19 protein-coding genes and 1 pseudogene are annotated in these 22,110 nt (G+C 65.9%); 11 read left to right on the plus strand and 9 right to left on the minus strand.

The genetic code is table 11. The features are described 5' to 3' along the window. Positions 1-4 precede the first annotated feature (4 nt). The 4 genes from BG28_RS11840 to BG28_RS11855 are packed head-to-tail and all read right to left on the minus strand — an operon-like array spanning position 5 to position 3,637. Positions 5-1,261 (minus strand): NAD(P)/FAD-dependent oxidoreductase, encoded by a 1,257-nt coding sequence (locus tag BG28_RS11840; RefSeq protein WP_036477146.1) that lies wholly within the window; start codon positions 1,259-1,261, stop codon positions 5-7. Then, on the minus strand, positions 1,243-1,896 hold the full coding sequence (locus BG28_RS11845; RefSeq protein WP_152539286.1) for a DUF2238 domain-containing protein: 654 nt from the start codon (positions 1,894-1,896) through the stop codon (positions 1,243-1,245). The genes BG28_RS11840 and BG28_RS11845 overlap by 19 nt, the downstream gene beginning before the upstream one ends. Further along, entirely contained in the window at positions 1,893-2,834 is a 942-nt protein-coding gene (locus BG28_RS11850) for an endonuclease/exonuclease/phosphatase family protein (RefSeq protein ID WP_235181094.1), read from the minus strand. Before BG28_RS11850 ends, BG28_RS11845 begins: the two co-directional genes overlap by 4 nt. Beyond that, positions 2,831-3,637 (minus strand): glycosyltransferase family A protein, encoded by an 807-nt coding sequence (locus BG28_RS11855; RefSeq protein WP_036477148.1) that lies wholly within the window; start codon positions 3,635-3,637, stop codon positions 2,831-2,833. The genes BG28_RS11850 and BG28_RS11855 overlap by 4 nt, the downstream gene beginning before the upstream one ends. A gap of 179 nt (positions 3,638-3,816) precedes the next feature. Here BG28_RS11855 and BG28_RS11860 point away from each other — a divergent pair, with 179 nt between their 5' ends. The 5 genes from BG28_RS11860 (at position 3,817) to BG28_RS11880 (ending at position 8,268) form a co-directional block, all read left to right on the plus strand. Next, on the plus strand, positions 3,817-4,590 hold the full coding sequence (locus BG28_RS11860; RefSeq protein ID WP_036477150.1) for a YqjF family protein: 774 nt from the start codon (positions 3,817-3,819) through the stop codon (positions 4,588-4,590). Between the two features lie 93 nt (positions 4,591-4,683). Then, on the plus strand, positions 4,684-5,880 hold the full coding sequence (locus BG28_RS11865) for a glycosyltransferase (protein WP_051501390.1): 1,197 nt from the start codon (positions 4,684-4,686) through the stop codon (positions 5,878-5,880). A 118-nt stretch (positions 5,881-5,998) separates the two neighbouring features. Next, positions 5,999-6,439, plus strand: a complete 441-nt coding sequence (gene arfB / locus BG28_RS11870) for an alternative ribosome rescue aminoacyl-tRNA hydrolase ArfB (RefSeq protein ID WP_036477152.1) — start codon at positions 5,999-6,001, stop codon at positions 6,437-6,439. A gap of 85 nt (positions 6,440-6,524) precedes the next feature. Then, entirely contained in the window at positions 6,525-7,733 is a 1,209-nt protein-coding gene (locus tag BG28_RS11875; RefSeq protein WP_084479691.1) for a N(5)-(carboxyethyl)ornithine synthase, read from the plus strand. A 31-nt stretch (positions 7,734-7,764) separates the two neighbouring features. Next, entirely contained in the window at positions 7,765-8,268 is a 504-nt protein-coding gene (locus BG28_RS11880) for an SRPBCC family protein (protein ID WP_036477154.1), read from the plus strand. A 57-nt stretch (positions 8,269-8,325) separates the two neighbouring features. On the opposite strand, the gene BG28_RS11885 is transcribed toward BG28_RS11880, so the two are convergent. Next, entirely contained in the window at positions 8,326-9,141 is an 816-nt protein-coding gene (locus tag BG28_RS11885; RefSeq protein ID WP_036477156.1) for a MerR family transcriptional regulator, read from the minus strand. A gap of 777 nt (positions 9,142-9,918) precedes the next feature. On the opposite strand from BG28_RS11885, the gene BG28_RS11890 reads away from it, so the two are divergent. Continuing rightward, positions 9,919-11,037, plus strand: coding sequence for a metal ABC transporter solute-binding protein, Zn/Mn family (locus tag BG28_RS11890; RefSeq protein WP_161634838.1), 1,119 nt, complete (start codon positions 9,919-9,921; stop codon positions 11,035-11,037). Between the two features lie 240 nt (positions 11,038-11,277). Here BG28_RS11890 and BG28_RS15070 read toward each other — a convergent pair whose 3' ends face one another. Continuing rightward, entirely contained in the window at positions 11,278-11,676 is a 399-nt protein-coding gene (locus BG28_RS15070; RefSeq protein ID WP_084479693.1) for a Fur family transcriptional regulator, read from the minus strand. A 551-nt stretch (positions 11,677-12,227) separates the two neighbouring features. On the opposite strand from BG28_RS15070, the gene BG28_RS11895 reads away from it, so the two are divergent. Continuing rightward, the gene (locus BG28_RS11895; RefSeq protein ID WP_036477161.1) at positions 12,228-12,950 is read left to right on the plus strand and encodes a response regulator transcription factor; all 723 of its coding nucleotides are present in this window, start codon (positions 12,228-12,230) and stop codon (positions 12,948-12,950) included. Further along, positions 12,947-14,083 (plus strand): cell wall metabolism sensor histidine kinase WalK, encoded by a 1,137-nt coding sequence (locus tag BG28_RS11900; protein ID WP_051501392.1) that lies wholly within the window; start codon positions 12,947-12,949, stop codon positions 14,081-14,083. Before BG28_RS11895 ends, BG28_RS11900 begins: the two co-directional genes overlap by 4 nt. 133 nt (positions 14,084-14,216) lie before the next feature. Here the strand turns inward: BG28_RS11900 and BG28_RS11905 are convergent, their stop codons facing one another. Next, positions 14,217-15,413, minus strand: coding sequence for a heparan-alpha-glucosaminide N-acetyltransferase domain-containing protein (locus BG28_RS11905; protein ID WP_235181095.1), 1,197 nt, complete (start codon positions 15,411-15,413; stop codon positions 14,217-14,219). Positions 15,414-16,195: 782 nt separating this feature from the next. On the opposite strand from BG28_RS11905, the pseudogene BG28_RS11910 reads away from it, so the two are divergent. After that, a pseudogene (locus BG28_RS11910) lies at positions 16,196-16,672 on the plus strand (pyridoxal-phosphate dependent enzyme); the annotation flags it as partial. Between the two features lie 13 nt (positions 16,673-16,685). Then, a complete protein-coding gene (locus BG28_RS11915) occupies positions 16,686-19,106 on the plus strand; it encodes a pyruvate dehydrogenase (protein ID WP_051501394.1) in 2,421 nt (806 codons plus the stop codon). Positions 19,107-19,318: 212 nt separating this feature from the next. Here BG28_RS11915 and BG28_RS16855 read toward each other — a convergent pair whose 3' ends face one another. Continuing rightward, complete coding sequence (locus tag BG28_RS16855) at positions 19,319-19,504, minus strand: monooxygenase family protein (protein ID WP_084479695.1); 186 nt, start codon at positions 19,502-19,504, stop codon at positions 19,319-19,321. A 293-nt stretch (positions 19,505-19,797) separates the two neighbouring features. On the opposite strand from BG28_RS16855, the gene BG28_RS11920 reads away from it, so the two are divergent. Continuing rightward, the gene (locus BG28_RS11920; RefSeq protein ID WP_036477164.1) at positions 19,798-20,976 is read left to right on the plus strand and encodes a M14 family zinc carboxypeptidase; all 1,179 of its coding nucleotides are present in this window, start codon (positions 19,798-19,800) and stop codon (positions 20,974-20,976) included. 330 nt (positions 20,977-21,306) lie between these two features. On the opposite strand, the gene BG28_RS14545 is transcribed toward BG28_RS11920, so the two are convergent. Further along, positions 21,307-22,008 (minus strand): GNAT family N-acetyltransferase, encoded by a 702-nt coding sequence (locus BG28_RS14545; RefSeq protein WP_051501395.1) that lies wholly within the window; start codon positions 22,006-22,008, stop codon positions 21,307-21,309. Positions 22,009-22,110 lie beyond the last annotated feature (102 nt).

Below are 22,110 nucleotides of genomic sequence, written 5' to 3' on the forward strand. Positions count from 1 at the left end.
GGGCTCAGCCGGCGAGCAGGCGGGTCACCGACTGCCCGGCCTGGTCCCCGGAGGTCAGCGCGCCCTGGATCGAGCCGTGGTCTCGGTGGTCCCCGGCGATGAGCACCCGCTCGCCCACGCGCTGCGGGCTGGCCTCGCGAAGCGGCGGGTGTTGCACCGGGAGCGTGTGCTCCACGATGTGATGGGTCAACAGCTCCCAGTCCGCGGTGGAGCTCTGGTACAGCCGTTCCAGGTCCCGGCGCACTGTGGCCTCCTCGGCGAGCCCGTCGGGCCGGTCGAGCAAGGTCGTGGCCTGTATCAGGTGCTGACCCTCCGGAGCGTAGGAGGGGGCGGCCTGGGAGATCACCGCGGTGTTCCAGATCGGGCCGGCAGGGCCTCCGCCGCGCCGCGTGGCGTCGAGCATCAGGAACGGTCCGGCCTGGGGAAGCTCCGGGGCGCGGAACCACCAGGTGGTCAGGCCGTGGGTGGGCAGGGCCGGCTGATCGGTGAGCTCGGAGAGGTCCTGGGGTCCGACGGCGAGGACGGCGGCGCGTGCCCGCAGCGTCCCGGCCTCGGTGCTGACCTGGACCCCGTCGGCGGTGTGCCGCAGGTCCCGGGCCGGCGTGTTCAGCCGCACCGGCTCCAGCAGCCAGCTGGCCAGCTGTTCGGGAAGCGCCTGCATGCCCTCGCGCGGCAGACCGGGGGCGCCGAGGGCAAACCAGCGGACCAGCAGGCGGACGTAGTTCGCCGAGCTCTGCCCGGTGCTGTCGGCCAGGACCCCGGCCAAGAACGTGTCGAGCACGTCCCGGCGCAGCGGTCCGGTGAGCCCGGCGGCCTCAAAAGACTCGTGCAGGGTGGCGTCCTGCGCCGGACGCGGACCGGTGGCAGGCTGTCGCAGGGTCGGGGCGAGCCAGCGGGCGAAGGCCAGCAGATCCGAGACCGGGGTGTGCCTGCTGCCCAGGGTGGCCACGGCGTGCTGCGGGTGCCGCAGCGGGTGCGCCAACGTGGTGGTCTTCGTGGCGGTCCGGATCACCGCCCCGACGCCGAACTGCTGCAGGCCGAGCGCGTCGACGTCGATCCAGTCCTGCACCGCCGGGTACGCCGGGTTCAGCACCTGGAATCCGCGGTCGCAGCGGAAGCCGTCGATCAGGTCGGTGCGCACTCGTCCGCCCACGGCGTCTGAGGCTTCGAGCACGGTCACTCTCTGTCCGTTGCGCTGCAGCCGACGAGCGCACTGCAGTCCGGCGAGTCCTGCGCCGATGACTATGACGTCGGTGTCCATGAGTCTCCATCCTGTGGCCTGGAGGTCAGTCTAGGCGGAGCGTCTGACACGGACCGGCGGCGGGTCTGGTCGGAGAGCAGGTGCAGCACCACGACGACGCAGGCCACCACCGATCCGATCCCACCGGCGGCCATATCCCCGATGGTGTCGGTGTAGGTCACGGAGATGTCTGGGGTGATGAAGGTGAAGCCGAGCCACTCCACCATCTCCCACACCGCACTCAGCGCCAGGCCGAGCGTGGTGGTGAGCAGGACACCGACCCTGGCGGCGAGCGGGCTCGCGCGCGGGTCAGCCACCATCTGCGAGCGCAGCAGCACGATATAGAGCCCGGCGGCCAGCACCGCGGTGCAGAAGAAGTGCACCATCAGGTCCCAGTTCGGGATCAGCGTGTAGAGATCGAAGACGTTGCTCCAGGCCGCGACCAGAAGGGTCGCCGAGACGACGAGGTCTGCTGCCGCCGGGAAGGCCAGGAAACGTGGCGCGAAGAGTCCTGGCAGGGCGAAGGCGAGGATGCCGACGTCGGTGGGCTCGAAGAACATCGCGGCCAGCACCACGCCCAGGACGCCGAGGCCGCGGAGACTATCTGCGGCGAACTCGGTGGGGCTCCGCGGAGGACGCAGGAAGTTTTCGATCACCCGGCCTCGCCCTCCTGCGGAAGGTGCAGCACGGCCTGGACAGGCAGGTGATCCGAGGGCCATCCGCCGCGGTGCCGCGCGGGATTGATCGCGGCGCGGGCCACGTCCACCTCGGGTGAGGCCATGATCCAGTCGATCCGGGGCCGGCCCACGCGCGGGGTCCGGTAGTCGGCGAAGGTCCCCCATTCCTGGCTGTCCCTCTGCGCGGCGGCCGCCCAGGTGTCAGCAAGGCCGCCGTCCTGCAGCAGCCGCTTCACGGGGGCGCTGCCTGGCCGAGCGTTCAGGTCGGCCAGGAAGACCGCCGGCAGCCGGCTGGCGGTCACCAGGTCTCGGATGCTCTGGGCGGCACGCAGCCGAGAGCGGTGGGAGAGGTGGTCCAGGTGGGTGTTCAGCGTCCGGAAGGTCCTGGTGGTCATCCGGTCGCGGAAGGTCGCTGCGACCAGGCTTCGCGGGATGAGGTTGCCCCAGGATCGGGAGCCGAGGTGGTGCGGGGTGTCCGAGAGCGCGCGCTGTTCCCAGTCGATCAGTTCGAGGCGGTCTGAGTCGTAGTAGATCGGCGAGGCCTCACCCGTGGCATGCCGGCCGCGTCCGTGCCCAACATGCTCATAGGCGCCACCCAGTGCCTCCGCGACGAATCTGGCCTGATCCGGCAGGGCCTCCTGGACGCCGAGGAGCGTCGGGCGTTCGGCCTGCAAGAGGCTGCGCAGCCCGGGGGCGCGGCGCTGCCAGCGATCTGCCCGGCGCGGAGTCAGCGCGAAGGTCCGACGCCGGATGTTCCAGCTCATCACGTGGAGCCCGGGGGCTGGGACAGGACCGATCAGCGCGGCGCCCGCAGCGGTGGAGGGATCGGCGGTGGAAGGATCGGGGGCGGCGGGATCAGCGGTGGAAGGATCGCGCCCCACGGAGCGGGTCTCCGCAGGCCGGTCTGGGGTCATCATGGGCGCTCACCTCCCGGTTCGGTGAACTGACCGCGGCGGCGCAGCGAGGCTCGGCGCCACCGCAAGGGTGGGAACTCCTGGGGCCAGTGCACCGTCACGGAGCGGAATCCGCGCTTGATCCGGCGTCGGAAGGCTTTGGCGTCATTGAACGGGCGCATCGAGATGCCCATCGGCTCGCCGCCCATCTGACCGAGCCGGTGATGCTCCCCGAGGTGGAAGGACAGGTCCAGATCATCGTGGATCTCGGGGTCCTCGCGGTGCACCTCGAGTCGCACCTGTTCCCAGGCTTCGCGGCGCATGGCCAGGTTGGACCCGAAGAGCGGACGGTGTCCCAGCGCAGGGATGGAGAAGTTCATATAGGCGAAGAGGTAGGCGCGCACCAGGGGACGTCGCAGCGGCACCGGCCCGTCGATGAACACGGCCGGTCCGGTCAGCGCCGCAACCTCGGGCTGCTCCTCGAAGGCTGTGATCACGTCCTGGATCCATCGAGGTCCCGGCACGCAGTCCGCGTCGAGCCGCAGGATCAGGTCCCCGGTGGCGGCGTCGTAGCCGGTGGCGCTCGCCGCAGGGATACCGGGCTGCAGGCAGCTCACCACGGTGGCGCCGGCAGCTCTCGCGGCGGCGGCGGCAGCTCTCGCGGCGGCGGCGGAGTCATCGGTGGAGGCGTTGTCGACCACGATGATCTCTTCGGCGGTCCGGGTCTGCGCCGCAAGTGCCGCGAGGCAGACGGTGAGTTCCGCGCTGTCGTCCTTGACCGGGATGACCACCGAGACGGTCACCGGCCCGTCATGTTCTGCAGCCATCGCCACCTGTCTCATGAAGTCGGAGGATTGCACTCTTGCACTGATGAGCAAATCTACGCCGTCAAAGTCCAGCGTGTGCGACGTCGGGCCCGGCGGTGATCTGCGCTGGATAAGATGCTCTTGAACCGCCGGTGCTCCCAGGAGCATCGACCTCCCTGCGCTGATGACGAGGTTCCCTGATGGCTTTCAACGCACTCTCCCCCGAGGCCCCGCCGCTGGGCGGCGCCGCCATCCTGCGGCAACGGTGGAGTGAGGTGTCCTTCGTGCATTGGCGGGTCGACCCCGGCGTCGTCGAACCCTATATGCCCCCTGGCTGTTCCCCAGACGTGTTAGATGGCAGCTCCTGGGTGGGGCTGATCGGGTTTCAGATGTCCAAGAGCTCCTTCCTGGGCGGACCCGCCATTCCGTGGCTTGGTGACTTTCCGGAGGTCAACGTCCGGCTCTACTCCATCGACGAGCATGGTCGCCGCGGGGTGGTCTTCCGCAGCCTGGAGGCCTCCCACCTGATCCCGGTGCTGGTCGCGCGGGCCGCGTTCGGGCTGCGGTATCAGTGGGCGTCGATGAAGATCCGGCAGCACCAGGGTGAGGTGGAGTACACCACTCGCCGACACGGCCAGCGCGCGGCCGCCTCCACACTGCGCGTGCGCCCAGGGCCCCAGTCCAAAGCCGACACGGACCTGGCGCAGGACCCGGTGGCCAGCTTCCTGACCTCCCGCTGGGGCTTCCACGAGCGACACCTGGGGCGCACCCTCTACTGCCGCAACAGCCACGAACCCTGGCCGCTGCAGCCCGCCGAGCTGACCCACCTCGAGGACGGGCTGCTGGCCGCCGCGGGCTTCGACGGCCTCAGCACACGCGCCCCAGATTCGGTGCTCTACGCCCCCGAGGTCACCACGGTCTTCGCCGCCCCGCAGCGCGCGCCACGGCCGGGCCCGCCTGAGCCGCGGGGCTGACCGAGCGGCGGAGCTGAACCGAGCGGCGGGGCTGAACCGAGCGGCGGGGCTGAATCGGGAGATCGGTGTGGATGAGGACGTCGATGAAAGCAGGTGAGTGAGATGCGGATGCTGCTCGCCACGGCTGGATCACGCGGCGACGTCGAACCGTTCGCCGCCCTGGCCAGGCGCGCCGTGCGTGCCGGGCATCAGGTGCGCCTGGTGGTTCCAGACCGTTCGGGTGCGGATCTCTCCGGGTTGGACGTGGTCAGCATGGGCGTGGACTACACCGCCATGATCGAGCAGCAGGGGGTCTCGGTGGCCGCCGCGATCCGCTCCTACCGCTCCACGGTGCAGCCGCTGATGCGGGCGGTGATCATCGAGTCCGCGCGGGCGGCATGGGACTTCGAGCCCGAGGTGCTGGTGGCTCATCCGAAGATCCTCTCCGCCGGGCTGGTGGCCGACGCCCTTGGGATTCCTCACGCGCTGGTCGAGATCGTGCCGGCGATGACCCCGACGACCGCGTTTCCAGCCGTGGGCACCAGCAGCAGGGACCTGGGTCGCTTCAATCGGCACACCTACCGCGCCGCCGGCGCCGGTCGCGCGATGTTCCGTCGCGATCTGCGCGATGTCTCCCGGCTTCTCGGGCGGACTCCAGGTCCGGCTGCCCCGCCTTCCGCTACGCTTCTGCCGATCAGTGCGGCGCTGTTGGAGAGACCCACCGACTGGCCCGAGACCGTGCATCTCACCGGCTCCTGGACCCTGGACCGGGCAGGTGCGCTTTCTGCCGAGACGGCCGACTTCATCGCCGGCGGCGACTTCATCTATGCCGGGTTCGGATCGATGTCCTCCGGGGACCCTGCAGCGCGGGCCCGAGAAGTCCTCGGCGGGATTCGCGAGGCCGGATTCCGCGCGCTGCTGGTGACCGGGCTCGGCGGGCTCGCGGTGCCACCGCAGCTGCACGGATCTGACGTCCACGTGACCGACTCCGTGGCTCACGCCCCGGTGTTCGCAGCGGCCACGGCAGCGGTGCACCACGGTGGGATCGGCACCGTCCATGCGGCGACGGCAGCCGGGGCCGTGTCGGTGCTGGCTCCCTTCATCGCCGATCAGCCGTTCTGGGGCGCCCGGCTGCGCGAGAAGGGCCTTGCTCCGGATCCGATCCCGCAGCGGCGCCTGACCGCGGATCGGCTGAGTGCCGCGCTCTCCGGGGTCGAGCGCTTCCGCCCGGCGGTCCGCGCGGCCGCCCACAGGATGGCGGAGGAGGACGGGACCGGCAGCGCGCTGCGGGTGCTCGAAGGGCTGCGCTGAGCGGGCCGGGACCGGGAGGAGCGGACTCACACGAGGCTGGGCGGAACAGGACCGGGCTGAGCGGACCAGGACCGGCCGGTGCGCATGCCCCGCCGCTGTGTGCGGCAGACTGGAAGGCGTGGAGAACCTGCGCGTACCCCCGGGACCCGGGGCACCTCATGGCCTGATCATCCCGGCCGGTGAGCTGCAGGAGCAGTTCTCACATGCTTCGGGGCCCGGCGGCCAGGGAGTCAACACGACCGACTCTCGGGTCCAGCTGAGCCTGGACCTGGGGACGACGACGGCGCTCACCGAGGTCCAGCGTCGGCTGGCGCTGGACCGACTGGCTTCCCGGTTGTCCGGCACGGTGCTCACGATCAGCGCAGCCGAGCACCGCTCGCAGCGGAGGAATCGCACCGCGGCACGTGAGCGGCTCTCCGAGCTGCTCCGCGAGGCGATCGCTCCCCCGGTCATTCGGCGTCCCACGCGGCGCACCCGCGGTTCGCACCGGCGTCGTCTCGCGGGCAAGCGGGAACGCTCGGAGATCAAGGCGAATCGGCGGCGACCCGGTCGCGACTGAGCTCAGCAACTCGTGATCGCCATGTAAGGATCGGCGTACAGTCGGGACAGGAGCCGCCCTTGGTTCCCTCACGACGGGAATATCGATGTCCAGCACCACTTCTGCTTCCGCCGCCTCCGCCGAGACTCCGGAGACCCCGTCTTCGAGCAGCGGACTGCTCACTCTCGGGGTGCTTGCGAACTCTTCGATGGAGAACGAGCGCCGCTTGCCGATCCACCCGCACCACCTGGACCAGATCGACCCGGATCTGCGCGCCCGGATGGTGGTCGAGCGCGGCTACGGCTCGGACTTCCAGCTGGCACCGGACTACGTCGAATCCCGCGTGGGTCGGGTCGCTGAACGCGCCGCGGTCATGGAATCGGCCGACGTCCTGCTCCTGCCCAAGCCGCAGGCGGCGGATGTGACGGCGCTTCCTGCTGGCGGCATCCTGTGGGGCTGGCCGCACTGCGTCCAGGACGCCGGGCTGACGCAGACCGCGATCGATCATCGGCTGACGCTGATCGCCTTCGAGGCGATGAACCACTGGACCCCACGGGGTGACTTCAACCTGCATGTGTTCCACAAGAACAACGAGCTGGCCGGCTACTGCTCCGTGCTGCATGCGCTGAGCCTGATCGGCTCGACCGGGGACTACGGGCCCCGGCGCAGCGCGGTGGTGATCGGCTTCGGTGCCACCGCTCGAGGTGCGGTGACCGCACTCAAGGCACAGGGAATCCATGACATCCAGGTCCTGACCCAGCGCGGCGCGACGGCGGTGGGTTCCCCGATCCATACCGCCCACATCACCCAGCTCAAGACCGAATCCGGCACCACGCCCGAGAGCGAGGTCCTCACCTCAGCCGGGGATGTACCGCTGCCGGAGTTCCTGGCATCCCACGACATCGTCGTCAACTGCACGCTCCAAGACGTCACCGCGCCGCTGACCTACCTGCGGACCAAGGATCTTGAGCGCTTCTCCGGGGGCAGCCTGATCATCGACGTCTCCTGCGACCCGGGGATGGGCTTCGAATGGGCACAGACCACCACGTTCGACGAGCCGATGTTCACCGTAGGCCGGGGCATCAACTACTACGCCGTGGACCACAGCCCTTCCTACCTCTGGAACTCCGCGACCTGGGAGGTCAGCGCAGCGCTCCTGCCGTTCCTGCGCACCGTGATGGAGGGCCCGGCCACCTGGGCGAAGAGTCCGATCATCTCCCGCGCCATCGAGATCAGCCAGGGCGAGATCCAGAACCCGAACATCCTGAGCTTCCAACACCGGGAGCCGGCATACCCACACACCCGGACCGCGTAGGGCCGGACCGTCTGGAGAAGGTGACCCACCGATGAGCACAGGACCAGCAGCCACGGGGACGCTCGGCGTCGGGCCTCACGGAAGGGAACTGGCGTTTCAGCGTCGTTTCGCGGAGCCGCTGGAGACCGTCTGGGCGGCGATGACGGACTCCGCGCAGCTGGTGAAGTGGATCGGGCGCTGGGAGGGAGACCCCGCCAGCGGGAAGGTCACCTTCTCGATGACCGCCGAGGGCCAGGACGCTCCGCCGGAGGAGTGCGAGATCCTTCAGTGCAGCCCGCCGCACAGCCTCACTGTGCAGACCGGTGTCGGACCGGCGCTCTGGCACCTGCGCTTCCAGCTGGGCCACGAGGACGGCCTCACCACCCTGCTCTTCGCCCAGCGGATCGGCGATGACCCGCTGGGCAGCATCGGACCCGGCTGGGAGTACTACCTCGACCGGCTCGGCGCCATGCTTGCGGGTGAGGACCCGGCGCAGGTGGACTGGGACGACTACTATGCCGCGCTGTCGGAACACTACGAGCAGCTGGGTGGCTGAGCCGCGGTCGGCAGGGGCGCCGTCGCACCATCCGCGGCACATCTGTGGATGCGTCGCTCAGCTCCTCTCGGACTGCCGGACAGGCTGCTGCAGCTCGACGACGAACTCATCCCTCCGACCGGATTCGTCCGCTCGGAGGTAGAGCTCCCGGCAGGGACCGGTCGGCTCATAGCCGCGGGCGATGATCTCCTCGTGGAGAACCTGCCAGCTGGCACGAATACCGTTGATCTCGCCGAGATGGACGGTGGCGAAGGCCTGTCCCGCGGCGGGCAGGCTCACCAGTTCGATGCCCTCCCGCGGATCTCCGCCGTAGACGTAGCCGATGGTGGCCTCGATCCGGTCGTGCTCGGCGGCGTAGACCGCGATCGGGGTCTCCAGGGCGCCGCTGACTCCCCCGATGATCTCAGCGACGGCGTCAAAGCTGGGGCCGACGAGGCCGGCGAGTTCTGGCTGCTCCTCCACTCGCACCCTGATCGCTGCGAGCTGGACTGCAGGAAGGGGTTTCTGGACGATCTCGACCGTAGACACGGTGTTCTTCCCTTCGATGAGCTGGAGCCTCCGCTCGACGTCGGCAAGCCGGGCGGCTGCGGTCCGTCGTTCCTCCTCCACCTCGGCACGACGTCGCCGCAGCAGGACCTTCAGCTGCTGCGCGTCGATGCCGTCGTCCAGCAGCGAGGAGGTCTCCTCAATGCTGAAACCCAGCTGCCGCAGGGCCACGATCCGATGCAGCCGTTCGAGCTGCTCAGGATCATAGAACCTGTAGCCGTTGAAGGGGTCGGTGTGTGCGGGCACCAGAAGACCGGTCCGGTCCCAGTGCCGCAGCATGCGGTGGGTCACCTGGCCGATCTGCGCGAAGCCTCCAATGGATAGCACGTCTCCACCTCACGGTCTGACACTGTGTCAGGGTCAAGACTGCCACGTTCCGGGCCGATGGCCGGGCTCTGGTTGGGCGGCTCATCACACGCCGTGTGCACGCGAGGATCGTAGTGATTTGGCCAGACCGCCAGGGCTTCACGACTGGCACTCCTTGATGTGGGGCACTCCCCGGCCTGGTTTGGTCTGTTGACGATTCAGTTGACCTCGTCACCTCTTCCTGCGTCAGCCCCGTGCGATTGCGCAGAACAGCCAGCATCAGTGAGCCGACGTGGTTTGGAGTCGCCGGGCTGAGTTCGCCGTAGGGCCGGGGTGATGGTGATGTGGTCCCGTCCTGGCCCGTGGTCACCATCCGTGCCATTCGCAGCTTCGCCCGATGCTGGGACACACCTGGCCCGGACTTACCAACAACCTGGGCCGACGAGTTCACCGAGAGCTCTGAGCTCCGCCGTAAGGCCAGAATGATTCTGACCGCGTCGGTTGGGCCAGAATCTTGAGCACCTCGGCGGCGAGATCTACCTAGGCCGATTCAGGGTCTACTCCACACACTTTCTTATCTGCGTCCATACGCAGGTACTGAGACAAGGAGATGGGCTAGCTGAGTCTCACAGAGGCACTTCACACTACTGTTGAGATTTGTTCTCATCAACGGAGCGTCCTACGCTGTGGAGCAGACCCGCACCGTTCCCGAAAGGCCTCCCAATGTCTACACCGTCTTCGCACACCTCCCCGACTGGACAGATCAGGCAGGGCTCACCTCGCAAGCACCGGGGTCTGTTGCCGTTGGCTGCTCTCGGGGCTGCGGCCACACTGGTGTTGACCTCCTGCGGCAACCAGACCGAGGAGACCTCCGCCGCGTCAGATACGGCAGATGCCGACGCGCAGCTCAGCGTGGTCGCCTCCATCGATGTCTATGCCGATCTCGCAGCCCGGATCACCGGAGACACTGCCGAGGTGAAGGCGATCGTTGATAACCCGGCTGTTGACCCGCATTCCTATGAGGCCTCCCCGCAGGATCGTCTGAGCATCGAGCAGGCCGATGCGCTCATCGCCAATGGCGGCGGTTACGACCCCTTCCTGAGCACCCTGGCTGATTCAGCAGACAAAGATGAGGCCCTGATCCAGGTGCTGAGCGAATCTGAGGATGAAGAAGAGCACGACGAAGAAGACGGTGACGACTCCGAAACGACAGAGGATCAGGACGCCGAGGAACACGCGGGAGAAGGCGACAGCCATGATGATGAGGCTGATGATCACGACAGCGCGGGCAGCGCCGAGGAGGACCACTCCGAGCACGGTGCTGAGGAGAACCACGACGAAGACGTCGAGAACCAGGAAGGCGAGGATGACCACGCGGGCCATGGTCACGGAGAAGAGGGCGAGAACGAGCACGTCTGGTACGACTTGGCGCTGATGAGCGAGTTCGTTACGGACCTTGCAGATCACCTTGGCGACCTGTCCCCCGAGAATGCTGAGCTCTACAGCGAGAACGCAGAGAGCCTCGCCGAGGAGATCGACGCGCTCAACGAGCGCAACCGTGGTCTCGACGCATCTGGGATGACCTTCATGACCACCGAACCCGTCTCTGCATACCTGCTCAGCGATGCTGGCTTCAAGGACGAGACCGACGCGGACTTCCTGGCCGCGATCGAACACGGCGACGATGTCGCCCCTCGCCTGCTCCAAGATGCCCTGGAAAGCGCCGAAGATGTCGATGTGATGGTCTATAACGAACAGACCGAGACCAATCAGTCCCAACAGATCCGTCAGGCCGCTGAGGACGCCGGAGTTCCTGTCGTCGAGTTCAGCGAGACACTGCCAGAAGACGCTGAGGACTATTTGGACTGGATGGACACCAACATCGATCAGCTCGAGGAACTGCTGAACACTCGATGATTAATTGCCCGGCTGCGCAACCCGAGAGTCCGGGCAGCTAGGGCAATCATGAAGGAATTCTGATGAGTGTCGCCGGCCACCGGCAGGCTGGACCCCCGTCGGAACCCCTCCTGCGCGAGGACTGAATTCGGGCTTCTTCGGCAAGAGGCCCACCTCTCCCCTGACCGAGCATAGGAACGATAGAGCTCAGATCAGGGTCGGTGCGGAACGATCGACGCCGCCGACGCCGCAAGTGAGGCCTTAGCCTGCGGGAACGTGTTGACACCCGGTGCAGAGCCCTGAGAGCTCGAGGGCATAGGTGATTTCAGTGAAGTGGTGCCGATTCCCAGTGCGCTGTGCCCATTGTTCCACCTTGGCGTCGGTAACCTCGGTGGTCTCCCCACACTCCCGACAGACCAGATGATGATGAAACCCGCTTCGGCGGCACTGTCGGTAGCGAGTTTCACCGCCTGGGACGCTATGCGTCTCAAGGGAACCAGCGGCTGCTAGGGCATTGAGGTACCGATAGACCGTGGCCAGGGAAACATCGCTGCCCTCGTCCAGGAGGTGAGCGTGAAGCTGCTGGGCAGAACGAAACTGGGAAGTCTGTTCCAAGACTGCTGCCAGCGCTATCCGTTGCGGAGTTCTGCGCATCGTCATCTCAATAGTTCCATCTTGTGACCCGTCGGTGATCTCGCGCTGGATCGTTCTGCGCGGACTGCCATGACGAGTTCGGCCGTCCTGTGGCGCCCTCTACGATCAGCGCCCGGGCAGCTTCGCATGAAGATCTCAGGAGACGAAGGGCGACTTATCATGCGCCTCATTCTCAAAACAGAACAGTGGCATGTCAACTGAAGCCTCGCAGTCTCCTGCGGGCATCTCGGCTCAGGCCCAGGACACCCAGATGGCTCTTACCCCTCAACCCCCGTAAATAGTCTCGCCTCCGAGTTGCGCCTTCCATCCCGGGATAGGATCAGGTCCAATTCCAGAGGCTGTGCTGCACCCAGCAACCTGTGAGGAGTAGACGACTGACCGCTGAGAAATGATCGCCATGGCTGAGGTCCTTCCTCAGTTCCCCTCACCTATCGCCCGGAGAACCCTCACTCTCAAGAATTCCGGAGACCCTCTCCCCTTCTCCTCGTTCGTGAACCCCTCCTCAGTGCCGCCCCGAGTCCCCGCCGAATGCGTGGCCCTTCGATCAAGGAGCACCGATGCACACAGCACGAATCGGCAGGATCCTCGTGGTCGACGACGAGGCAGATCTGGCCCGTCTCATCGAAGGGTATCTGCGCAAAGCCGGGCTGGACGTCGCCGTGCGCCATGATGGCACCGAAGCGGTCGCCGCGGTGCGCAGCTTCGACCCGGACGTGGTGGTGCTGGATCTAGGACTGCCCGGCATCGACGGGATCGAGGTGTGTCGACAGGTGAGAACCCTCTCGGACTGCCACGTCTTGATGCTCACTGCCCGGGATGATGAGATCGACAAGATTATCGGGCTCTCGGTAGGCGCTGACGACTATGTGACAAAGCCCTTCAGCCCTCGCGAACTTGTCGCCCGAGTCCAGGCCATGTTGCGCCGAGCCCGCACCAGCAACGCGGAGGTCCCGACCACGCCAGAGTCACCCGGTCAGAAGCTCGTGATCGAGGACCTGGTGGTGGATGAGGCCGCCCGGCGGGTGCAGCTGGGAGGCGAATCGGTGGCGTTGACCCGGATCGAGTTTGATCTGCTGGTCTCTCTGGCTACACACCCGCACCAGGTGTTGTCCCGGGCTCAGCTGGTGGAACTGGTCTGGGACACCGCTTGGACCGGGGAGGACCATCTGGTGGATGTCCACATCGGACGCATCCGGAAGAAGCTCAACGATGATGCCTCTGACCCGAGGTTCATCCACACCATTCGCGGGGTCGGGTACCGGATGGGAACCGGCCGATGACCTCCACCGAGAACGACCGCGTGTGGTCATGGGGCCCGCTGACGGTGCGGTTGATGCTGGCCCAGACCGCAGTGCTGGCGGTCGGGCTGATCATCGTGGTGGCCACCGCTGTGCTGGTGGGGCCTTCCATGTTCTACCGCGAGCTTGTCGAGGCAGGGCACGCCTATGCAGCCACCGGGCTGATCCACTTGGAAGACGCCTTCCGCTCCGTGATTCTGACCGCTCTGGTCATCGGCGGGTTACCGGCCTTGTTCATCGCCGGGCTGCTCAGCTTCTACCTCTACCGAACCATCGGCCGCTCCCTGTCCTCGTTCAGCACCGCCGCCAGGGAAGTCGCTGCTGGTAATTACGATGTGGACGTCACCTCCACGAAACTGGGCCCCGAGTTCGACTCTCTAGCGACTTCCTTCAATGACATGGCTGCCAGGCTCGCCGCCGTAGACACCACCCGACGCCAACTCTTGGCTGATCTCGCCCACGAGATGCGCACCCCCCTCGCCAGCCTCAAGGGCCACCTGGAGGGGATCGAAGACGGGGTCGTGGAATGGGATGCCCGGACGATCGGGATCTTCAACGCGCAGATCACCCGGATGGAACGGCTCGCGCATGACATCCGGCAACTCACCGCCACGGAGGAAGCCACGGCGAAGTTGCAGCTCACCCTTCAAGATCCGGGTGCGTTGACCGCCCAGGCGGTCGCGGCCATCGAGCCCGCCGCCGCAGCCAAGAACATCACAGTGACAACCAACAGCGCCGGACCGCTTTCAACACCAATCCCGCTTGATCCCGAACGTATGGGTCAGGTGTTGGGGAATCTCTTGGAGAACGCTTTGGGCCACACACCGCCCGGGGGTTCCGTCACCGTGCATACCGATAACGCTCCGGAGGCGGTCACGATCACTGTGACCGACACTGGGGAGGGCATCAGACCCGAGCACCTCCACGATGTCTTCGCCCGCTTTTACCGGGTCCATACCGGTCGTGAAGCCCACCGGGCAGGCTCTGGGTTGGGGTTAGCGATCAGCAAGTCCCTGGTCGAAGCCCAGGGCGGGACCCTGGAGGCGAGCAGCGACGGGCTCGGTCACGGAGCCAGTTTCCACATCCGACTGCCTCGCACCCGAGCCCTGCACTAACCCGGTTGCCCCGCATACGTCTTACGGGCCACGCCGCCACCATCTGGCACGGGCGGTCCGGGCCCAATCGCCGGGAGCAGGTGCGCGAGCGTGTGCCTGAGGAGGGTGTCCTTCGTGCTGCAGGCACGGCGGCTCAGGGCCGGCTGCCCCGACCATCAGCCGAAGCTCGAGACTGACCTTCAGCTCCGGAGACCAACCGTCGGGTGCATTTCACACTGGCGCTGACCACCTTCTCCAGCGGGCCCTGCCCCAGTGCCCGCTGCCAGATCATCGCGAACACGGCTGCCGCGACCAGGTGGATCACGAACCACAGGTAGGGCTGGCCGTAGTGGACCTCGATCGAGAGGGCCACCAGGTGGGCGGTGTACAAGGTGAAGGTCATCGCGCCCATCGCGGAGAGAGGCAACAACCACTTCCCGACCTTCGGAGCAATCAACAGGAACACTCCCAGCACCATCAGGCTCACGCCGAGGCTGGCCATGATCGCCAGCGGAGTGTTGGTGTGTGGGGTCGTGATCGTCAGCCACCACCCGGTCGAGGCCGGCAACGAGTCCGGACCCCAGATCAGGACCTGATCCAGCTCGTACTCACTCATCCCGGAAGTACTCAACAGCCGCTGGTATCCACCTAAGGCGTAAAGCATGACGGAGGAGGTGGAGTAGGCGAAGATCGTCACCCCTACTCCCACGACCAACACACGGACCTGCACCGCGGTCTCACGCAGGTCCAGTCGCCCCAATCCCAGGCCCACCAGCAGATACGCCATGTACGGCAGCGCCGGATAGGTACCGGTGAGCAGCAGCTGAGAAGCGACGGCTCCGGGCTCGGTCAACACGTCGATGAACGTGGGGTTATACGAACTCCATGCAGGCAGTTCGCCGGCAAGATTCTGCATGAGCATCGGGGACAGGATCCCGAACACCGCCGCAGAGGCGAACAGTCCTTTAGGACCCATGTGGAGGAACGGGATCGCCAGCAGGAAGAACACACCGTAATAGAGCAAGATGCCGTATGCCGGAGGATCCTGCGGCATCACCGTGCCGATCCAGAGGCCCACCACTGCGATCAGCAGCGCCCGGACCAGCAGTCCGACCCGGTCAGCAGTCATCGCTCTGCCCTGATGCGGGTTACGTCCCCCGGAGGTCAGCGCAAGACCCACCCCGGCGAGCAGCGCGAACAACGCGGCGGAGTCCCCGGAGAACAATCGCCAGGACCAGCTGACTCCCCCGGTCTCTTCGTTCCACGCTGGCAGCAGATGAATCGCCATCAGGCCCAGCAGGGCGAGCCCTCGTGCCGCGTCGATGCCCACCAGCCGGCCCCGGGACCGCATCGAAGTCTCCTTCACACCTGCCGTCCCAGTCTTTGAGGTCTCAATCATATCTATCCCTTTCCGGTCCGCCCCTGACAGGGACGGTGAAGCTTGCAACATCTGTCTGTCCCGGGATCCCTCGGGAGTATTGATTCCAGAGTGCCCGTTGGACTTAGAGCCCAGGTCGCAGGAACCTCAAGATTCGGTAAAGAGAACCCCGAAGTCACCGAAGAGCCGCGGCCAAACCATCGGTGAAGGCTTGGAACTGCGCGCACGGTCCAGACTGGTCAGTCGGCGCCACGGAACGTCCGCTGACGTCGTCACCTCTAAACGTCCTGGGCGGGAGAGGGTCTGAGGCGCGAGCGAGACTTGCCGAACAATGCCCGTAAGTCGACCCTTCACCGAGCCTTTTTTTGGGGCCGGGCATACGTGCACTGAGAACCAGGTCCCCTCGTCCACCGCCCCTGATGACCTTGCCGATGATGGAACTCGGCACGCAGTTCCCGTCGTCGCCCTCCCGATCCCAGATGCAAAGATGCCCACCCGATTTGTATCGTTTCGCAACCCTTGGTTAGACAACACTTTTCAGGCCGTTTCACTCGCGCGTCCGCCAATACCCCTCGTCACAAGCGGCTAACGCTCTCTTCCAAAAGTTGCCCAATCCCAGCCAGCGGTGCCTAGGGTGGAGTAGCACCCACCACACCCGGCTTACTTTGGAGGTGCGCCCTATAACCCGCCGCGCCACTTTCCTGACCGCCTCTATCGCCGCCGGAACCCTCGCCCTGGCGAGCTCCCGGTCACCAGAGGTCGAACAACAGGAACAAGAGCTGGGTGTCTTCTTCGACACTATTGTGGTCTGCACGGTGACCGGTTCCACCCACGCGGGGATGATCGCCGGGTTCGCTGGACAGCAGCGGCCTCGTCGGGTGCTCGGGATCGACGCCTCAGCCACCATCGATATGACAAGGGGCCAGGTGGCGCAGATCGCGCGACATACCGCGGAGCTCATCGGGCTGGGCCGGGATCTGGCCGATGATGAGATCACTGTGCTCGAGGGCTGGGCCGGAGACCTCTATGGGATTCCGGTGAAGTCCACGCTGGAGGCCATGCGGACCACCGCCCAGCTGGAAGGGAGGATCATCGACCCTGTCTACGAAGGCAAGTCCATGGCGGGGTTGATCGACCTGGTGCGCGAGGGCGAGATCGGCCCAGCCTCCAACGTGCTCTACGCCCACCTGGGCGGACAGCCTGCCCTGAACGCCTATTCCGGAATCATCTGAGGAGTGACCCACCATGCAGAATCCCGACAGGCAGGGCCCTGGCGACTTCGACGAGGAAGACCGCCAGTTCGAGACCAGCGTTCAGCGCCATCCCGCGCCGGGCGTCAATGAGCGTCCGCTCTCTGCGGCTTCTTCCTTCAGCGGGTCGACCCTCGACGCCGTGGCCCAGCGGGTGCTGTGGCTCTCCACCGCGATCATCGACGCCGCGAACCGGGGCCGCGAGACTCCCGGTGGCATCAAGGTCGGGGGCCACCAGTCCTCCTCAGCGTCAATGGTGGGCATCATGACGGCCCTATGGTTCGCCGAGCTGGGTTCGAAGGACCGAGTTTCGGTGAAGCCTCATGCCTCCCCGGTGCTGCATGCGATCAACTATCTGCTGGGAGACCTGGACGAGAAGTATCTGCCCACCCTGCGTTCCAAGGGCGGGTTGCAGTCCTATCCGAGCCGCTCCAAGGACCCGGACACAGTGGACTTCTCCACCGGATCCGTCGGCATCGGCGCCACGGCACCGGTGTGGGCGGCACTCTCGCGGCGCTATCTGCAGGACCATTTTGAGCTCCCGGAGGGCGGCCGGTTCTACAGCCTGTTGGGCGACGCCGAGATGGACGAGGGGGCCGTGTGGGAGGCCATCATCGATCCCGAGGTCCGCCAGCTCGGAGACGTGGTCTGGATCGTCGATCTGAACCGGCAGTCACTGGACCGGGTGATCCCAGACGTGCAGATCCAACGCCTTCAGGGGATGTTCGCAGCCGCCGACTGGCAGGTGTTGACCTGCACCTGGGGCAGGCGCCTCCAACAGCTCTTCAGCCAGCCCGGCGGGGAGCTGCTGCGGCGCCGGCTCGAAGAGATGCCCAACCAGGAGTACCAGCGCCTGTTGCGCTCCCACCCGGACGAGGCCGCGGCCAGGCTGCTCGGAGACGGACCGGACCCACAGCTGGCCGAGCTGGTCTCAAGCCTGGAGCCCCGTGACCTGGCAGAGGCCCTGCGGGACCTCGGAGGTCACGACATCCAGGAGCTTCTGGCCACATACCAGAAGATCGACGATACCCGGCCCACCGTCATCTTCGCCTACACGATCAAGGGGCGCGGCCTGGCCACCGAAGGCCACCCCAGCAACCACGCCGCCCAGCTGACCGAGGAACAGATGCGTGAGCTTGCCGCGCTCTCCGGGACGAACCTCGACTCCCCCTGGGGGCGATTCCCCGAGGGGACGGATGAGGCTGCGCTCTGCTCAGAGACCGCTCAACGACTGAGCCGCCCTCCGGTGCCGCAGACCAGCGGCATTCCGGTGCCTCAGGAGCTGAAGTGGAAGCACAAACAACAGACCTCCACCCAGGCCACGCTGGGCCGGCTGCTCTCCGACCTGAAGCGAGCCGACCCCGCGAACGCCCGCCGCATCGTCACCGTCAGCCCGGATGTCGCCTCCTCCACCAACCTGGGCGGTTGGATCAACAAAACCGGGGTGTGGTCACTCAGCGAACGGCGAGACTGGTTCTCCGACGACGACGAGACCGTGCTCCACTGGCAGGAGAACCCTCACGGTCAGCACATCGAGCTGGGGATCTCCGAGGTCAACTTGGTCAGCCTCATCGGCGAGCTGGGCGCCACGTGGTCCCGATGGGGCGAACCACTCGCCCCCATCGGGGTCCTCTATGACCCCTTCGTCCCACGGGCCCTGGAACCATGGATGTTCGGCACCTACGCCGGTGGCCAGTCGATCCTCGTGGGAACCCCGTCTGGGGTCAGTCTGGCCCCAGAGGGCGGCGCCCACCAGTCGATGAACACGCCCTCCATCGGAATCTCCACGCCTGGGTTGGACTATTGGGAGCCGGCTTTCGCCCAGGACCTCGAGTGGAGCCTGCTCGAGGCCATCTCCCACCTGGGACGGCCCGGTGGGCGGTCAGCCTACTTCCGACTCTCCACCCGTCCGGTAGAACAGTCCCTCGCTGCGCTCCCCGAAGATCCGGCCCTCTGGGAACGACGGCGACGCCAAGCCCTGGCCGGAGGCTACCGGATCAGCACCCATCCAGCCGAGAAGGATGATGTGGTGCTCGTCGGCGCGGGGGCGGTGATTCCCAACCTCTGCGAGGCCGCAAAGACCCTGGACACCCACGGAGTGAAGGCCGGAATCGTGAACGTCACCAGCCCGTCCCGGCTCTTTCAGGCGATGCGTTCCCGGGACTCCCTGGAACCGGGTCCAGGGACTGCGATCCTGGAACAGCTCTTTCCCACAGCACACCCCGCTCCACTGATCACAGTGCTAGACGGTCACCCGCATGCGCTGTCCTTCCTCGCCGGCGTGCGCGGAGACCGCACCAGGACGCTTGGTGTGACCGAGTATGGGCAGTCCTCCTCCCTGCCGGAGGCCCATGCCCTTCACGGCATCGACGCCGGGACGATTACCTCAGCCGCGCTGAGCTCACTGGGGCGCTGAGCTCGGTCAGGGCGAGGCGGCACTCCCCCGGAATTTCACCTCCGAGAGCGTGGAGGTGGAAGACACTCCCCCCCCATCTGATCGGATGAACTCCAGCAAGATTTTCCCTTCGATCAGGCTTTGGCAGCTGTCGTGGCGGGAACCGATGAGGTCGGCAGACTCAGCCCCGCTGCTCGCGTATCGGGGTAAATCGACTCCGCCTTGTCGACTGCCTAAATCTCGTGCCAGATTCCTACCGCCCCGGGGGCTTGCTGTGCGCGGCGGTTAGACGCGGCCCGGGCCGGTCGGTGAGAAGACTCCGGATCAGCGGCATGCCGATACAGGGCTTCGATCGACGACCAGTATTGGATCACCAGCGGCCCACCGCGTTTCCGCTTTAGCTGTCCAGGAAGTCCCACTCACTGCCAAGGACCCAGCGCGAATAGACCCACACATTTACCTCGCAGCACATTCGGCGTCGTCCGAGCCACCCCAGCCGGAGCCTCTCACCCGATCTCCGCCCGGAGCGATTGAAACTGACCGGAAAAGCCTGGAGGCAGGGCCGCCATGCCGCCTACCCCAGACATCGGAACCCCTCTTCCATAGTGGCGTGAATCACATATAGAGTAATGGTTGCCCCGAGCAACGACGGTCGGGGCTGCGACCAGCCCGCAGCGGGCGGTGGCACCACGGGAACACCCCTAGGAGATACATGCAGTCCACTAAACCGGTACGTCGTCACCGTCGCCGCCTCGCGGCCGTCGTGACCGCCGCGTCACTCATGCTCGCTGCACCAGCCGGCGTCGCACCCGCCATGGCAAGCGCAAACTTCCCCTCGCCCAACGGGCAGACCAACATCTCCAGCATCTTGACCTACGCAGATGTGCAGAAAGAGCTGCAGAAGCTTGAGCGCACATCCCGCTTCAACGTCGACGCGTTCACGCTCGCCGAGGCCGGCACGTCTGTGAACACCTCCGAACAGGGCCGCGATCTGTACGTCGCCACCGTGGGGACGGGTCCGGAGGACGTTTGGCTTCAAGGACGCATCCACGGCAACGAGCCCTACGGCACGGAGTCACTCCTGACTCTGCTCAAGGACTTGGGCAGCAACGGCTCACCGGATTACAACCTGCTGCGCGAAAAGTACACCTTCCACATCATCCCGATGTACAACCCGGACGGGTCCGAGGCGAACATCCGCCAGACGATCCTCTGGGATGACCTGACCGGTTCCCCAGAGCTCGGTGAGAACGGGCGGGAATTACGCATCGACCTCAACCGTGATTGGACTGAAGCAGGGTTCGCGGCCAAAGAGTCCTTGGCGTTCTACGAATACTGGACCATGGTGAAGCCTGACTTCGGCGTGGACATCCACCACCAGGGCTTGAAACAGCAATGGGACACCGGCGATGACGTGACATTGTCCCTCGGCATTTCTCTGGCCCCGGGTGGGCCCACTCTGCCTGGGCTTGCAGATGGCACCTACGACGTGTTGACCCGGCAGATGATGGTCCATGTCTTCGACGAACTCTCGAAGTACGGCTCTATCAATATCGATCGCTACCAGGTGGGCAACGGCCTGGAGATCGATATCAAGGGCGGCGTCGTCTCAGCGATGATGCTGGGCCTGGACTACCAGGGATTGAATCCTGAAGGTCACAGCAACCCGGTCGTCTTCCTTGAGACGAGCGGAAACACCTCCGACGGCAGCCTGGGCCAGAAAGCACGTGGCAAGTCGGTCCGGCAGAATGTGCTCGCACTGGAGGAGCTTCTGATCGGAATGGCGACGGGTGAGATCCAGCAGGAGGATCCGGAGCGGTGGGATGAGATCCCGCACCAGCCAACAACTGGGTATCAGACGGACTACGCCGGGATTATTCCGGTTCAGTAGGAAGAACTCAACACGTAGGGGGTCCTCTTACCGCGCGGGGAGTGGACCCCCTATGTGTGAGGCGGTATATCGTCTCGCCGCGGGTCATGAAGATGTCGACGTCACATCCTGAACTACCTCCGGCCAAGGACCCGCTGGAACGACCAGGCTACGCAGACGACTATCACTGCACACTTCGGTGGTGGCAACACTTCAATCGCCTCGCGCAACGTCTGAGGTGAGCCCATGGTGTTCCCTGATGAAGAGGAGTAGACCGCTCTGAAGCTGAGTCCAGGAGGTCGTACAAGAAGGGAACGTCGCAGGCTCACCGTGCACGGTGATCAACGGCCGCTAGCCGTTGAGTGCGACGGCCGCTTGGACACCGAGCTGGGTGTATCCCAAGCGTTGCGCCAGCCCGCGGGACGCCTGGTTTCCCTGACGGCTTCGCCACTGCGCGATCAGCCCCGCCCCGAGAGCCGCATCTGTCGCAGCCGCTGCAGCGGCGTGGCCGAGGCCTGCGCCTCGGTACTGCGGAGCAGCCAGGACCCCCATCTGGGCAAGCTCGGAACGCCAACGAGAGAATCCCGCGATCGCAGCAGGATCTCCCGCCGGATCCAGCGCGACCCATTGGCGTTCAGTCTCCTCGATGCCACTCTCATCCCACTCCGCTGCACTGACGCCAGCCCGCATGGTGGCCAGGTCCAACGGCCGTGCGGCGATGACGCTAGATGGGCTGGATCGAGGACTGCGCTCGGCGAAGAGCAGATCGGCGCTGCCGATGGGGTCAGCGTCAGGAAGCATGCTGGCGAGTGCGTCCGCATCGAGGAGCACCTCTCGGGAGACGTCACGCAGCTGGTCAAGAATCTTCGCGGGCGCAGCCACAAGACCGACACCGTCGACCCGCACGACCACGACGGCGCTCAGGTCCGCCCGTTCGACGAAGACCCACTCGTCTTGACGGATGCCGTCGGGAGGCACCCCGAGCGCATTCGCCCAGGCCGTGACGATTCGTCCCCGCGTGACGTCAGTAAGAGGCTTGGATATGGACTTCATCTCCCGACTCTAGGGCGTGCCCTGTCGCAGAGATAACCGCAGAATCGCTCGGCGACAGTGGCGATGAGCATGCCCCGAGCGCATTCCCGGTCGAGCCTTCAA

Source organism: Nesterenkonia sp. AN1, from assembly GCF_000582475.1.
In the GTDB taxonomy this organism is placed as follows: domain Bacteria; phylum Actinomycetota; class Actinomycetes; order Actinomycetales; family Micrococcaceae; genus Nesterenkonia; species Nesterenkonia aurantiaca.

What these genes read in the sequence shown, in the direction of transcription:
- BG28_RS14545 (WP_051501395.1), bottom strand. Translation starts at nt 22,008, where the DNA reads ATGAAGTCCATATCCAAGCCTCTTACTGACGTCACGCGGGGACGAATC.
- BG28_RS11860 (WP_036477150.1), top strand. Translation starts at nt 3,817, where the DNA reads ATGGCTTTCAACGCACTCTCCCCCGAGGCCCCGCCGCTGGGCGGCGCC.
- BG28_RS11920 (WP_036477164.1), top strand. Translation starts at nt 19,798, where the DNA reads ATGCAGTCCACTAAACCGGTACGTCGTCACCGTCGCCGCCTCGCGGCC.
- BG28_RS11850 (WP_235181094.1), bottom strand. Translation starts at nt 2,834, where the DNA reads ATGATGACCCCAGACCGGCCTGCGGAGACCCGCTCCGTGGGGCGCGAT.
- BG28_RS11855 (WP_036477148.1), bottom strand. Translation starts at nt 3,637, where the DNA reads ATGGCTGCAGAACATGACGGGCCGGTGACCGTCTCGGTGGTCATCCCG.
- BG28_RS11900 (WP_051501392.1), top strand. Translation starts at nt 12,947, where the DNA reads ATGACCTCCACCGAGAACGACCGCGTGTGGTCATGGGGCCCGCTGACG.
- BG28_RS11875 (WP_084479691.1), top strand. Translation starts at nt 6,525, where the DNA reads ATGTCCAGCACCACTTCTGCTTCCGCCGCCTCCGCCGAGACTCCGGAG.
- BG28_RS11895 (WP_036477161.1), top strand. Translation starts at nt 12,228, where the DNA reads ATGCACACAGCACGAATCGGCAGGATCCTCGTGGTCGACGACGAGGCA.
- BG28_RS11880 (WP_036477154.1), top strand. Translation starts at nt 7,765, where the DNA reads ATGAGCACAGGACCAGCAGCCACGGGGACGCTCGGCGTCGGGCCTCAC.
- BG28_RS15070 (WP_084479693.1), bottom strand. Translation starts at nt 11,676, where the DNA reads ATGACGATGCGCAGAACTCCGCAACGGATAGCGCTGGCAGCAGTCTTG.
- BG28_RS11915 (WP_051501394.1), top strand. Translation starts at nt 16,686, where the DNA reads ATGCAGAATCCCGACAGGCAGGGCCCTGGCGACTTCGACGAGGAAGAC.
- BG28_RS11905 (WP_235181095.1), bottom strand. Translation starts at nt 15,413, where the DNA reads ATGCGGTCCCGGGGCCGGCTGGTGGGCATCGACGCGGCACGAGGGCTC.
- BG28_RS11840 (WP_036477146.1), bottom strand. Translation starts at nt 1,261, where the DNA reads ATGGACACCGACGTCATAGTCATCGGCGCAGGACTCGCCGGACTGCAG.